We start from the raw sequence: 12,746 nt of genomic DNA on the forward strand, positions 1-12,746 counted from the left end.
TGGTGTCGGACGATGCTGCCGGTAACAAGAGGGAACCGGCATCCATCAGGGGAACCGGTGCCTCGACGGAGAGGAGCCGGGTCATGTCCACATCCGCGTCCCGCATGGGCGGCCGCGCCTGGGCGTCGCTGCTGGTCCTGTGCGGTGCGGTCTTCCTGGAGGGGATCGACGTGGCGATGCTCAACGTCGCGCTGCCGTCGATCCGGGCGGACCTGGGGTTGTCGACCGGGATGCTGAGCGGCGTCATCAGCGCCTACGTGCTCGGCTACGGCGGGTTCATGCTGCTCGGCGGGCGCACGGCCGACCTGCTGGGCCGGCGCCGGGTCTTCCTGTTCTGGCTGACGGTCTTCCTGGTGTTCTCGGGACTGGGCGGCCTCGCCACCGAGGGCTGGATGCTGCTGGTCGCGCGGTTCGTCACCGGCGTCGCGTCGGCGTTCATGGCCCCGGCGGGGCTCGCGCTGGTGACCGCCGCGTTCCCGGCCGGGCCGGCGCGCACCCGGGCGCTCGGCGTCTACGCGGGGACGGCCGCGGGCGGCTTCTCGCTCGGCCTGGTCGCCGGCGGCCTGCTGACGTCGCTCGGCTGGCGCTGGGTGTTCTTCGCGCCGGTGATCCTTTCGGCGCTGCTGCTGGCGGCGGCCGTCCCGCTGGTCGCCGACCCGGACGCCGCCGGGCCGCGGAGGGGGCTCCGCGACTTCGACCTGCCGGGCGCGTTCGCCGTCACGGGCGCCATGCTCCTCCTCGTCTACGGGGTCGTCCGGCTGGAGCACCCCGGCGAGGGCGCCGCGCTGACCGCCGTCGTCCTCGCCGCGGGCCTGCTCCTCCTCGCCGCGTTCACCGTGATCGAGCGCCGGTCGCCCAGCCCGCTCGTCCGGCTCGGCGTCCTGCGGTCGGCCGCCCTCGTCCGGACGGACGCGAGCGCGCTGCTGTTCATCGGCGCCTTCGCCGGATTCCAGTTCCTGATGACCTTGTACCTGCAGGAACTGCGGGGATGGACGACCTGGCAGACCGGACTGGCGATGCTCGTCATCGGCGTCGACACCGTGCTCGCGCCGACGCTGACCCCGCGCCTGGTGAACCGCTTCGGCAACCCGCGGGTCCTGCTGGGCGGCCTCGTCCTCGCGGCCGTCTCCTACGGGCTCTTCCTGCCGGTCGGGCTCGACTGGGCCTACGCCGCCATGTTCCCGATCATGGCGCTGCTCGGCCTGGCGTTCTCCCTCGCCTACGGCCCGCTGACGATGGCGGCCACGGACGGCGTCGACGAGAGCGAGCACGGCCTGGCGGGCGGCCTGCTCTACACGGCGATCCAGTTCGGCACGGCCCTCGGCCTTTCCGCCGTGACGGCCGTCCAGGTCGCGGCGCTCGGCGGGGGCGGCTCCCCCGAAGCCCGCCTCGACGCACTGCGAACGGCCCTGGCCGTCCCCTTCGCCGCGGCCGTCGCCGCCGCGCTGATCACGGCATTCGGCCTCCGAACCCGTCCCGCGAAGGCGACCGAACCGGCACAGGCCCCCATCAAGACCGCCGCCTAGGCCCGAACGAGAGGAATCGACGGGCGGGCGTGCCGTGACCGGCACGCCCGCCCGATGGCGGCGCGGAGCGCTACGTGATCGGCGCCTTCCAGGTCGCCTCCCAGGTCTGCGGCCCGACGATGCCGTCGACGTTCAGCCCCTTCTCCTTCTGGAAGGCCGCGCAGACCTCCTCCGAGTGGGTGCCGTAGATCCCGTCGACCACGAGGCTCGTCCAGCCGCGCTTGAACATCTTGTCCTGCCAGGTGCGGACGTCGTCGCCCTGCATCAGGGCGAGGAACCGGCCCGGCCAAGGCGGAGCCTGCACCGCTTCCTGAACGCTCTGCTGGGTCATGCTGATCGCCTCCTCACGGATTGGCGGATTGATTCACTTGTTCGCGCTCGCGGGCCGCCGATCGCCGTCGCCGCTCGGCACCGGCACCGCCGTCGGCACGGACGTCGTCGCCGTCGCCTGCGGAACCGTCTCCCGCGGCGTCTTCGGATCGGCGGTCCCGTGAACGCCTTCCAGCACTTCGCGGCCCTGCTTGTCCACGAAGTTGGTGAACAGCTCCTGCGAGTAGCCGAGCAGGACCGCCCAGGCGATGATCTGGCCCGACGAGTCGAGGGCGCTGAGCCCCGGGACGAACTCGCCGCGCAGGAGCAGGAGCCCGAGCACGGCCACGAGCGCCCCGGTGGGAAGTTTCAGGAGTGCCAGGGCTACGGGGATGCCGAAGGAGGTCGTGGATCCCTTGACCTTCCGCAGAGCGGAGGCGGCCGCGATACAGGCCGCCGTGACCCCGGCGATCTCGACGATGGCGTAGTCCCCAGGCGACGCGACCGAGCCTGGGGAAGGCAGGGGCGACGCGCTGGAGGTCCTGCTGGGGCAGGCGACCTGGTTCCCCGGCGTGAAGCACAGCGGCACGGCCGACTTCCAGATGGCCCCGGCCACGGCGATGCCGCACGCGAGGCAGAACAGGCCGAGCGCGGTGAGCCAGACGAGGCGCGCGAAGTTCGCCGCGCGCAGCCTCTCCTTGAGAGAGGCCTCCCGCGCGGCGTCGACCGCGTCCAGCACGGCCGACAGCGCCGGGGCCGACGGCGTGGAATCGTCGGTGCCGCGCGTCGCCGTCCACCAGTGTTGCCGGCCTCCCGTGTCCTGGGCGGCGTGGTTCGCCGACCCCGCCTGCTGCAGTTCCCACGCGGCCTTCTCGGCGGCGATGCGGCGGGTGTCGTCCGGGGGGAGATGCTGCTTGATGATGGCGAACAGGTCCGGCAGGTGTGGTGCGAGTTCCTCGGGGGGAAGCGTCCGCAACCACATGGTGCGTGCGGAGTTGACGTACATCTGCGCCGCTGCCACATGCGACGCGCTCCGGCCCCGAGGGTGCTCGTCGATGTCGAGGACCCGGCGGGCATCCTCCAGGGCCAGGAAGGCGTTCGAGACGAGTTGCGCCTGCTCGGTGGAGCGGGGGCGCGCGCTCTTCGAGTTCAGTTGCGCGTCCAGTTCCCGGACGTTCGCGTGCACTCCCTCGCAGAGGACCCAGGACGTCCGCTCACGGTTCCACTCGTGTATCCGCGACGCGATCGGCATCCGCGCCAGCCAACGCCACATCGGCACCCCTCGGTACGGCACTCGCCCGTGCACCGCCCTCGATCCCCACGCTATTCGGGCGTCTCGGCCGCCGGGATCCATGGCGCGTACATTCTGCGCCACGGTCGTCCCTACCGCCCGGCCCGCTGCGCAAGGCCGCGCCACCCGGGGGTGACGCCCCGCGAAAGCCACCGAACACCGCCGGCGCCATCCGGTGGATGGGCACCGGCGATCGGCGGTGACGCGTCGGCGGGCCGGACCCGGGCGGTCAGTCCTGGATGGTGATCTCGGTGGTCACCGGGGACGGGCCGAGCACCCAGGTGGCGGTGATCTTCACCTTCGTCCCGATCGGGACGGACCGGTCCACCCCGACGGGGAAGCTTCGCCCGACGTCGGAGGACGACAGCTGCAGCTCGGGCGGCACGGTGACGCCCGGGGTGTCGCTCGTCAGCTTGATCACCGCGCCGAACGGGTGCCAGACGTCGCCGAGTCCCACCACGCCGTAGTTCGGCCAGTAGCCGGGGGTGTTCCGGATCTCCCTGACCTGGCCGACGGAGAACTGCTTGGGCACCCCGATCAGGCTGGAGGTCATCACGTTGTTGCCGAGGTCCGCCGTCATCCCGACGTGGCGCGGGCTCCTGTCGGCGGAGACGCTGATCGGGAACGTGGCGCTGGTGGCGCCCGCGGGCACGACGACGTAGGGCGCGGCGTAGGCGGTCCCGTTCCAGGTGGGGTCGTTGCGGATGTCGACGGCGAGTCCGCCGACGGGCGCCGGTGACTGGATGCGCACGGTGCCGGTGACCGTCGTGCCGGTCACCGCGATCGCCTCCCCGTACTGCTGCTTGACCCAGAAGTTCGTCACCCCTTGCTCGCGCCAGTCCGGCGGCACCACGGTGACGGCCGTTTCGGCCGTGGTGCCGTTGGCGGACGCCTGCAGCCGCGTCGCGGTCGTCTCGCTTCCCGACTCCACCCGGATCGGGAAGGTGACGGTCTGCTTGCCCTCCGGCACGGTGACCTTGCGCCCGGTCGACCTGGCGTAGTTCGGATCCCCGAACTCGGTCAGGTCGCGCAGCTCGACGACGGTCCCGCCGGCGGGCGCGGGCTCGGTCAGGGTGACCTTCTGGAGCGCCTCCTGCCCGGCGCTGATGGTGGACGGCGTGACGCTCGTCGACTCGACGGCGACGGCCGCCGCCCGCGCGGCGAGGGGGGTCGCCAGGCCGAGCAGCAGCGGCGCGGCGGCCAGCACGGCGGCGCGGCGGCCCACGGCCGCCTTGGAGAGGTTTGCCATGATCGCTATCCAAAGATCAACGAGGGTCGTTCCGCCAGGCCAGGACGCTGCACGTCAGACACTCGTAATAACCGGTAGGCGATCTGCCCGAGGAGACCCGTGCGTTCGAACGCCCGGTCCGGGCCCCGATCCCCCGGCCTGACGAGCCCCGCTCGCCGGGCCAGGAGGGTGGGCCGAGGAAGGCGACGACGTCCGGGGGCTGCCGGGGGACGGGGAGAGTTACCTGGTCGTGATCCATGGGTTCCGCCTCTGTAGACTCGATGACCAGAAACGCCCGACCCCGATCCGAGGAGCGCCCACTCGTGGCTCTTGTCGTGCAGAAGTACGGTGGCTCCTCCGTCGCCGACGCCGAAGGCGTCAAGCGGGTCGCCCAGCGCATCGTCGCAACGAAGAAGGCGGGCAACGACGTGGTCGTCGTGGTCTCCGCCATGGGCGACACGACGGATGACCTCATCGACATGGCCAAGCAGGTCAGCCCCCTGCCGCCCGGCCGTGAGCTGGACATGCTGCTCACCGCCGGCGAGCGGATCTCGATGGCGCTGCTGGCCATGGCCATCGCGAACCTGGGCCACGAGGCCCGCTCGTTCACCGGCTCCCAGGCCGGTGTGATCACCGACGGCTCGCACGGCAAAGCCAAGATCATCGATGTGACGCCGGGACGGATCCGGACCGCGCTGGACGGCGGCTCGATCTGCATCGTGGCCGGATTCCAGGGCGTCTCGCAGGGGACCAAGGACATCACGACGCTCGGCCGCGGCGGGTCCGACACCACGGCCGTCGCGCTCGCGGCGGCGCTCGACGCCGACGTCTGCGAGATCTACTCCGACGTCGACGGCGTCTTCACCGCCGACCCGCGCATCGTGACCGCCGCGCGCAAGATCCCGAAGATCTCCTACGAGGAGATGCTGGAGATGGCGGCCAGCGGGGCGAAGATCCTGCATCTGCGCTGCGTGGAGTACGCGCGCCGCTACAACATCCCGATCCACGTGCGGTCCTCGTTCAGCCAGAAGGTGGGGACGTGGGTCGTCGACAGCAGCGAGATCGAAGGACAGGACATGGAGCAGGCGATCATCTCCGGCGTCGCGCACGACCGGAGCGAGGCCAAGATCACCGTGGTCGGGGTGCCCGACAAGGTCGGTGAGGCCGCCACGATCTTCACGGTGCTGTCCGAGGCCGAGATCAACATCGACATGATCGTGCAGAACGTGTCGGCGGCGTCGACCGGGCGCACCGACATCTCGTTCACGCTGCCGTCCACCGACGGGCAGAGCGCCCTCACCGCGCTGAACAAGCTCAAGGAGAAGATCGGCTTCGAGTCGCTGCGCTACGACGACCGCATCGGCAAGGTGTCGCTGATCGGCGCCGGGATGCGCTCGCACCCGGGCGTCACCGCGTCGCTGTTCGGCGCGATCGCCGAGGCCGGCGTGAACATCGAGATGATCTCCACCTCGGAGATCCGGATCTCGGTCGTCGTCGCCCAGGACGACATCGACACCGCCGTCGCCGCCGCGCACCGCGCGTTCGACCTGGACGCCGAGCAGGTCGAGGCCGTCGTCTACGGGGGCACCGGCCGCTGACCGCACGCCGAAGCGGGCCGCACGGGTCTCCGTGCGGCCCGCTTCGGCATGCCCGGCCTGTGGCGCATGACGCTGACGCCGGCCGCCCCCGGTGGCAGGGTCGTATAGGGAACCGCCCGCGCGCGGCGGGAGTTGGACGTGCGGACACGACTCGACGGCGAGAGGGTGACGCGACCATGGCCCCGAATGCCCGGACGGCCGGCGCGAGGACCAGCGGGACGGACGGGCCGACGCTCGCCGTCGTCGGAGCCACGGGGGCCGTCGGGGCCGTGATGATCGACCTGCTGACCACCCGCCGCGACGTGTACGGGGAGATCCGGCTGGTCGCCTCGCCCCGGTCGGCGGGACGGGCGCTGCCGCTGCGGGGCGCCCAGGCCCCGGTGGCGGCGCTGGCGCCCGAGGTGTTCGACGGCGTCGACATCGCGGTGTTCGCGGTGCCCGACGCGGTGGCCGCGCGGTGGGCGCCCGTCGCGACGGACCGCGGCGCCGTGGCGGTCGACCACTCCGGGGCGTTCCGGATGGCGCCGGACGTGCCGCTCGTCGTCCCGGAGGTGAACCCGGAGCGGGTGCGCCGGCGTCCCCGCGGGATCGTCGCGAGCCCCGGCTGCACCACGCTCTCGATGATCACGGTGGTCGGCGCGCTGCACCAGCGGTACGGGCTGCGGGAGCTCGTCGTGTCGTCCTACCAGGCCGCGTCGGGGGCGGGGGTGGAGGGCGTCGACACGCTGTACGAGCAGATGGAGAAGGTCGGCGGCGACCGCGCGCTCGGCACCCGCGCGGGCGACCTGCGCCGCGCGGTGGGCGAGCTCGGGCCGTTCCCGGCGCCGCTCGCGATGAACGTCGTGCCGTGGGCGGGCGAGGTGCGCGACGGCGGCTGGAGCTCGGAGGAGCTCGGGATCCGGGAGGAGGCGAGGAAGGTGCTCGGCCTGCGCGACCTGCGGGTGACGGCGACCTGCGTCCGCGTCCCGGTGGTGACGGCGCACTCGCTGTCGGTCCACGCGGTGTTCGAGAACCGGGTCGACCAGCGGGAGGCGCAGGCCGTCCTCGCCGGGTCGCCCGGCGTCGTCCTGTGCGACAACCCGGAGACGCAGGAGTTCCCGACGCCCGCGGACGTCGTCGGCACCGACCCCGCCTGGGTGGGGCGGGTGCGGCGCTCGCTGGACGATCCGAAGGCGCTCGACCTCTTCCTCTGCGGCGACAACCTCCGCAACGGCGCCGCGCTCAACACCGCCCAGATCGCCGAGCTGGTCGCCGCCGAGCTCACCCCCTGAGGGCCGCGAGGACGGCGGCGGTGTCCAGGTAGAAGGGGCGGAACTCGCTGACCAGGCCGTCCCGCACCGTGATCCACTGCAGGACGGACGTGTCGACCTCCCGCCCGGTCGCGCGGGCCCGGAAGACGCAGTCGTTGCGGACCGTCACCGTCTCGCCGTCCACGGCGTAGTGCTGCTCGCGGAACGTCAGCTCCGACCACAGCTCGCTCATCACGGCCATGAACCGCTCCATGCCGTCGTGGCCGCGCCACGTCCCGCCGTAGGGGAGGCTGGGCGCCTGGTGCATGACGACGTCCGGGGTGAGATGGGCGGCCATCACGGAGAAGTCCCCCTTGCCGGGGCCGCCGGCGGCCAGGTAGTCCGCCTCGGCGGCGTAGAAGCGTTCGAGTGCTTTCAGCGCATCGGCCATGCTCGGTGAACACCGGGCCCGGGCGCCGGGTTGCGCCGCGCGGCGGGCGGCGCCATGAGCGGGAGGCCGTACTCGGGCTTAGGGTGGCATGCGTGACCGAGACGAAGGCCGTGAAGTCCGAGCAGACGCGCGCCCTGATCGTCGAAACGGCGCTGCGCCTGTTCCGGGAGCGGGGATACGAGCAGACGACCATGCGGGCGATCGCCAAGGAGGCGGGTGTCTCGGTCGGCAACGCCTACTACTACTTCGGGTCCAAGGAAGAGCTGATCCAGGCGTACTACGACGAGCTGCAGGACGAGCACGTCGCCGCCTGCAGGGCCGTCCTCGACACCGAGCGCGAGTTCGCGCCCCGGCTGCTGGGCGTCCTCAGGGCCCGGGTCGACACGATGGTCCCGTACCACGAGTTCGCCGGGAAGTTCTTCAAGTTCGCCGCCGAGCCGACCAGCCCGCTCAACCCGTTCAGCGCCGAGTCCGGGCCCGCCCGCGACTCGGCGGTGGCGATCTACCGCGAGGTCGTCGAGGGCTCCGACCTGAAGATCGACAAAGAGTTCCGGGCGGAGCTGCCCGAGCTGCTGTGGATCTACTCGATGGGCATCGTGCTGTACTGGGTGCACGACAGCTCGCCCGGCTGCCGCAAGACCTACCTCCTCGTCGAGCGGACGGTCCCGCTGGTCAACCGCATGGTCGCGATGTCGCGCATTCCCGGCTTCAAGTCGGTGACCCGCGAGCTGGTGGGTATCATCCGCGAGGTCCGCGCCTGATCGTGATGTCCCAGTGGTCCTTCTCGCGGGCGAAGACGACGCCCTCGGGGGACCGGTGGAGCCGCGCGCCGTCCCCGCGCACGCCGGTGAACGGGTAGCGCCGCACCGCCTCGTCGACGCAGGCTCCGGTCGCGATGTCGATCTTGTAGCCGTTGGCATGGCTGTAGGCGCCGCCCGCGTGCCCGTGCTCGGTGCCGCCGGTGACGACGATCTCGCAGCCGCTCGACTCCGCGAACTCGATCAGGCTCCTGATCGTCCCCCACCGGATGCCCTCGAAGGAGGTGCAGGTCCGCACCGTCCGGTCGGAGCAGCCGCCGGTGGAGCGCCAGCCGATGCCGCTCGCCCGCAGCGCGTACTCGGCGAACTGCTGGTCCAGGCGCTGCGAGCTCGGCAGGTCCGGCGGATCGTCGCGCGGCGGGACGGTCCGTCTCCGCGCGGCCGGCGACCCGGCTCCGGGACGGGGCGCGGGCACCGTGGCGAGCAGGCGCCCGGCCGGGGCCGGCGGCCCGGCGTCGGACGCGGGCGGCGGACCCGGTGGAGGGCGGGTCGCGGCGGACGCGCGGGGAGGGGCGAGCGCGAGCATCGTGGCGGCGATGGCGAGCGCGGTCGCGGCGGCCGCCCGGCGGAAGGCCGGATGACCGGCGACGCCGGGCGCCCGGCCGCACCTCGACGGCATGGCGCAGTGGACGCTGCACGGCCGTGGCATGGGCGATCCCCCCGATCGGTGACGTCCGGGGGGCGAGAGCCGGTCCTCGCTGGACCGGTGGTGCGGTCGGCCGTTCGGAGGGATGCCCGAAGGGTCGATCTTGTAAACCCGGGCCGGGCGGGGCGGCCCGCCCGGCCCGGGGAAAGATCACGACATGCCGAGATGTTTCCGGGCGAAGTCGATCTCGGCGGCCATCTGGGTGATGCGCTCCTCGACGACGAGGGAGCCGTGGCCCGCGTCGTACCGGTACACCTCGTGCGGGCGCCCCAGCTCCGTGAGCCGCGCCAGATAGTTGTCGATCTGCCGGATGGGGCAGCGCGGGTCGTTCTCCCCCGCCAGGACCAGCACCGGCGCCTTGACCCGCTCGACGTAGGTGATGGGGGACGACTCGCGGTACCGCTCCGGCACCTCCTCCGGCGAACCGCCGAACAGGGACCGGTCGAACGCCTGCAGGCCCTCCATCTCGTCCTCGTACGCGGCGACGTAGTCGGCCACCGGAACGGCCGCGACCGCGACGCTCCAGTCGTCCGGCTGCGTGCCGATCCCGAGCAGGGTGAGGAACCCTCCCCACGACCCGCCGGTCAGCACCAGCCGCGCCGGGTCGGCGAGGCCCGACTCGACCGCCCAGTCGCGGACGGCCTTGATGTCCTCCAGTTCGGTGATGCCGACGCGCCCCTCGATGGCGTCGCGCCATTCGGAGCCGTAGCCGGTCGAGCCCCGGTAGTTGACGCGGACGACCGCGAAACCGTGGTCGACCCACGCGGCGACGGCGGGGGCGAAGGAGTCGTCGTCCTGCGCGGTCGGCCCGCCGTGGACGTCGAAGACGGTCGGGTGGGGGCGGTCGCCCTCCGGCTTGCTGACCAGCGCGTGGATGCGGCCGCCTGGGCCGTCCACCCACACGTCCTCGACCGGGACGGACGGCGGCGCCGCGGGCCCGGGCGGGGCGAGCACGACCGCGCCGGACGTCGAGCGGATCACCGGCGGCTCGGCGGCCGACGACCAGAAGAACTCGACCGTCCCGTCCGGCCGGACGTCGGCCCCGCCGAGCACCCCGCGCGGCGTGTCGATCCTGGTCAGGTCCCCGCCGGTCAGGTCGTAGCGGTACAGCTCGTCGCGCGCCTCGTGCGAGTGGGAGACCAGCAGCGCGGCCCCGTCGGGGTACCAGGTCGCGCCGATCTCGCCGGGCAGGTCGAGGACGATCTCCTGCTCGGTGCCCGCGACCGGGTCCCAGATGAGCATCTCCTCCCGCCCGCGCCGCTCGTGGTGGACCAGGAGCCGCGGGTCGCCGTCGACCGGGGCGAACCCGGCGCCGTAGACCCCCTTGCCCGGCCCGTCCCACAGGTCGGCGACCGGGGAGCCGTCCTGCCGCACGACCCGCAGCGCCATGTGGCGGCTGTCGCCGTGCTCGCTGTGCCCGATCGCGATCAGGGACTCGTCCCGCGAGACGTCGGCGACGTGGGCGTCCTCCGCGTGGTGGTAGATCACCTCCGGCGCGGCGCCCGCCCGGCACAGGTGGACGCTGTTGCCCTCTCCCGTCGTCCGCCCGATCACGGCGAGGCCGCTGCGGCCCAGCGCCAGCCCCGACGGGTACGACGGCTCCAGCTCGGGAACGGCCGGAACGCTCTCGGTCTCTCCGAACGGGACGCGCTTCCACACGCCGAACTCGTCGCCGTCCGTGTCGGCGAACCACCACACCCACTCGCCGGACGGGTCGACGGTCCCGGCCCAGGTCCCGTTGGGGCGGTCGGTCACCTGGCGCTGCTCGCCCGTCTCGCGGTCCCAGGTGTAGATCTCCCAAGTCCCGCTCACGTTGGAGCGGTAGATGCTGCGGCTCGGGGCGTCTCGCGCCCATCGGGGCAGGCTGATTCGCGCGGCCCGGAAACGCGCCTTCCAGCGCTCGTCGTCGACCATCCCCCCAGTATCGCCGACCCTTCCGCGCTGTCCTTCGTGACGGGTCAGGGGGCGGGGGCGCCGGCGACGAAGGTGAGTTCCTGGGGGGAGGGCACCAGTTCCACCGTGGTGCCGGGCCGGAGCTCCTCGCCGAGGACGGCGGTGATCGCGTCGGTGAGGGCGGCGGCCAGGTTCGCGCTGATCTCGGCGGCGTCGGGACGGTCGAAGGCGGCGGCGCGCACGCCCATGACCAGCGAGACGTTCGTGTCCACGGCCTTCCCGCCCTGCGCGAAGCGGCCGGCGGGGACGCCGGACAGGCGGATGCCCACCAGCCCGCGGGCCCATTCGCCGTAGACGCCGACGATGGCCTCGGTCAGCGCGGTGACGAGTTCGGATTCGCTGCCCGCCAGCTTGTCCTCTGGCAGGTGGGCGGTCAGGTGCGGCACAGTGGTCCCCGTTCTCTTTGGCCTCAAAGGCTTTGACCTCAAAGATAACTGGGGAGGGTGGCGATGTCCACCGGATCGGGCGGTCCGGCCGTCGACGAGGCCGTCCGCACCCTGCTGCTGCTCATGCCGCGCCTCGTCGGCCGCGCCAAGCGGCTGCCCATTCCGCCGGCGCTCCAGGGCCTCGACCTGGCGCCGCGCCATCTCGCGCTGCTGGCCCACCTGGAGTACGACGGCCCGGCCAGCGTCAACGAGCTGGCCGCCCGGCTGGAGGTCGCCCCGACGACCGTCAGCCTCATGGTGAGCGAGCTGTCGCGGCCGGGCGTCCTGGAGCGCACCGCCGACCCCGCCGACCGCCGCCGCCGCATCGTCGCCATCGCCCCCGCCTTCGCCGCGCCGATCGGCGAGTGGCTCTCCGGCAGCGCCTCCGCCTGGGAGCGCGTCATGCGCGACCTCGCCCCCACCGAGCGCGCCACGGTCATCAGCGCTCTGCGCGCCTATGAGGCCGCCCTGGAACAGGGTCCCGCCGAACGTCAGGACGCCGATCCGGGATAGCGGTCGTCTTCGCCTGGCCCGGCGCTGGTCAGAGGGTTTGCCGCTTACGGCCGTGCGGCGTCGGCTGCTTCGTGCCGGCCAGCGTGCGGTGGACGGTGCGGGCCACCCGTTCGATGGTGGCGATCCCGTAGGCCATGGACGGGGTGTCCTGGGTGAGGACGACGATCATGTAGTCCTCGCCATGCCCGTCGAAACTCCCGATGCTGTGGACGCGCCAGCGCCGCTCCGGGCGGGGCAGCCAGCCGTTCTTCACATGCCAGGCGACCTCGGGAGGACGCCCCGCGGGGGTCCCCCACCGCTGTGCCGGGACGACCTCGTGCATCAGCCTCAGCGCGTAGGCGCGGGCCCCGGCGGGCAGGAGCGCGTTCGGCGCGGTGAGGCGCCTGAGCAGTTCGATCTCGTCGTGCGCGGTGATCTGGGTGAGTCCCCAGTGGCCGTCCGGCTCCAGTTCGGTCCGCGTCATCCCGGCCCGGTCGATGAAGTCCGCGATGCGGGCACGTCCCAGCGAGCGCCACAGCTCGGACGTCGCGCGGTTGTCCGAGCGGGTGATCATCCTGCGGGCCCGGAGCCTCTCGGCCGCCGTCAGCGGGCGCTCCTCGTCGACGGCCCGGCGCAGCAGCGCGCCCAGGACCGTGACCTTGACGACGCTCGCCGAGTCGTAGCGGCGCCCGGCCGCGACCGCGCAGCGGATGCCGCGCCGGCGGTCGTACACGGCGACGGACTCGGTCCCGGCGCGGCCGCGCAGCGCCTGCCCGATCC

At 72.7% G+C, this 12,746-nt stretch carries 13 protein-coding genes; 5 read left to right on the forward strand and 8 right to left on the reverse strand.

The window, feature by feature from the left end:
* The first annotated feature begins 83 nt into the window (after positions 1–83).
* Positions 84–1,526 carry an MFS transporter gene (locus tag ABWI04_RS23870; RefSeq protein WP_353833838.1) on the forward strand — a complete coding sequence of 481 codons (1,443 nt, stop codon included), beginning with the start codon at positions 84–86 and terminating at the stop codon, positions 1,524–1,526.
* 70 nt (positions 1,527–1,596) lie between these two features.
* Here ABWI04_RS23870 and ABWI04_RS23875 read toward each other — a convergent pair whose 3' ends face one another.
* The 3 genes from ABWI04_RS23875 to ABWI04_RS23885 all read right to left on the reverse strand — a co-directional run bounded on the left by ABWI04_RS23875 (position 1,597) and on the right by ABWI04_RS23885 (position 4,375).
* The gene (locus tag ABWI04_RS23875) at positions 1,597–1,857 is read right to left on the reverse strand and encodes a peptidoglycan-binding domain-containing protein (protein WP_345178855.1); all 261 of its coding nucleotides are present in this window, start codon (positions 1,855–1,857) and stop codon (positions 1,597–1,599) included.
* A gap of 33 nt (positions 1,858–1,890) precedes the next feature.
* Positions 1,891–3,108: a hypothetical protein gene (locus tag ABWI04_RS23880; RefSeq protein ID WP_353833839.1), complete on the reverse strand. Its 1,218-nt coding sequence runs from the start codon at positions 3,106–3,108 to the stop codon at positions 1,891–1,893.
* A 247-nt stretch (positions 3,109–3,355) separates the two neighbouring features.
* Entirely contained in the window at positions 3,356–4,375 is a 1,020-nt protein-coding gene (locus tag ABWI04_RS23885; RefSeq protein WP_345178857.1) for a hypothetical protein, read from the reverse strand.
* Positions 4,376–4,677: 302 nt separating this feature from the next.
* Between ABWI04_RS23885 and ABWI04_RS23890 the strand changes: the two genes are divergently transcribed.
* Positions 4,678–5,952 (forward strand): aspartate kinase, encoded by a 1,275-nt coding sequence (locus ABWI04_RS23890; protein ID WP_345178859.1) that lies wholly within the window; start codon positions 4,678–4,680, stop codon positions 5,950–5,952.
* Between the two features lie 176 nt (positions 5,953–6,128).
* Positions 6,129–7,223 carry an aspartate-semialdehyde dehydrogenase gene (locus tag ABWI04_RS23895; protein WP_353833840.1) on the forward strand — a complete coding sequence of 365 codons (1,095 nt, stop codon included), beginning with the start codon at positions 6,129–6,131 and terminating at the stop codon, positions 7,221–7,223.
* Here the strand turns inward: ABWI04_RS23895 and ABWI04_RS23900 are convergent.
* On the reverse strand, positions 7,213–7,632 hold the full coding sequence (locus ABWI04_RS23900; protein WP_345178863.1) for a nuclear transport factor 2 family protein: 420 nt from the start codon (positions 7,630–7,632) through the stop codon (positions 7,213–7,215). The genes ABWI04_RS23895 and ABWI04_RS23900 overlap by 11 nt on opposite strands.
* A gap of 92 nt (positions 7,633–7,724) precedes the next feature.
* Here ABWI04_RS23900 and ABWI04_RS23905 point away from each other — a divergent pair, with 92 nt between their 5' ends.
* Entirely contained in the window at positions 7,725–8,393 is a 669-nt protein-coding gene (locus ABWI04_RS23905) for a TetR/AcrR family transcriptional regulator (protein WP_345178866.1), read from the forward strand.
* On the opposite strand, the gene ABWI04_RS23910 is transcribed toward ABWI04_RS23905, so the two are convergent.
* From ABWI04_RS23910 to ABWI04_RS23920, 3 genes are all read right to left on the reverse strand, one after another.
* Positions 8,371–9,099 (reverse strand): hypothetical protein, encoded by a 729-nt coding sequence (locus ABWI04_RS23910; protein WP_353833841.1) that lies wholly within the window; start codon positions 9,097–9,099, stop codon positions 8,371–8,373. The genes ABWI04_RS23905 and ABWI04_RS23910 overlap by 23 nt on opposite strands.
* Before the next feature lie 147 nt (positions 9,100–9,246).
* Complete coding sequence (locus ABWI04_RS23915) at positions 9,247–11,010, reverse strand: S9 family peptidase (protein WP_353833842.1); 1,764 nt, start codon at positions 11,008–11,010, stop codon at positions 9,247–9,249.
* Positions 11,011–11,054: 44 nt separating this feature from the next.
* Positions 11,055–11,435 carry a hypothetical protein gene (locus ABWI04_RS23920; protein WP_353833843.1) on the reverse strand — a complete coding sequence of 127 codons (381 nt, stop codon included), beginning with the start codon at positions 11,433–11,435 and terminating at the stop codon, positions 11,055–11,057.
* A gap of 63 nt (positions 11,436–11,498) precedes the next feature.
* Between ABWI04_RS23920 and ABWI04_RS23925 the strand changes: the two genes are divergently transcribed.
* Entirely contained in the window at positions 11,499–11,987 is a 489-nt protein-coding gene (locus tag ABWI04_RS23925) for a MarR family winged helix-turn-helix transcriptional regulator (RefSeq protein WP_345178873.1), read from the forward strand.
* A 28-nt stretch (positions 11,988–12,015) separates the two neighbouring features.
* On the opposite strand, the gene ABWI04_RS23930 is transcribed toward ABWI04_RS23925, so the two are convergent.
* A partial coding sequence (locus ABWI04_RS23930) for a serine hydrolase (RefSeq protein WP_353833844.1) occupies positions 12,016–12,746 on the reverse strand: 731 nt, incomplete at its 5' end.

It is taken from the genome of Actinomadura sp. NPDC000929, from assembly GCF_040492065.1.
GTDB lineage: Bacteria > Actinomycetota > Actinomycetes > Streptosporangiales > Streptosporangiaceae > Spirillospora > Spirillospora verrucosospora.

Bases quoted from the DNA above. Each gene is read 5' to 3' on its own strand.
- ABWI04_RS23870 (WP_353833838.1), top strand. From the start codon at position 84: ATGTCCACATCCGCGTCCCGCATGGGCGGCCGCGCCTGGGCGTCGCTG.
- ABWI04_RS23875 (WP_345178855.1), bottom strand. From the start codon at position 1,857: ATGACCCAGCAGAGCGTTCAGGAAGCGGTGCAGGCTCCGCCTTGGCCG.
- ABWI04_RS23880 (WP_353833839.1), bottom strand. From the start codon at position 3,108: ATGTGGCGTTGGCTGGCGCGGATGCCGATCGCGTCGCGGATACACGAG.
- ABWI04_RS23885 (WP_345178857.1), bottom strand. From the start codon at position 4,375: ATGGCAAACCTCTCCAAGGCGGCCGTGGGCCGCCGCGCCGCCGTGCTG.
- ABWI04_RS23895 (WP_353833840.1), top strand. From the start codon at position 6,129: ATGGCCCCGAATGCCCGGACGGCCGGCGCGAGGACCAGCGGGACGGAC.
- ABWI04_RS23900 (WP_345178863.1), bottom strand. From the start codon at position 7,632: ATGGCCGATGCGCTGAAAGCACTCGAACGCTTCTACGCCGCCGAGGCG.
- ABWI04_RS23910 (WP_353833841.1), bottom strand. From the start codon at position 9,099: ATGCCACGGCCGTGCAGCGTCCACTGCGCCATGCCGTCGAGGTGCGGC.
- ABWI04_RS23915 (WP_353833842.1), bottom strand. From the start codon at position 11,010: ATGGTCGACGACGAGCGCTGGAAGGCGCGTTTCCGGGCCGCGCGAATC.
- ABWI04_RS23925 (WP_345178873.1), top strand. From the start codon at position 11,499: ATGTCCACCGGATCGGGCGGTCCGGCCGTCGACGAGGCCGTCCGCACC.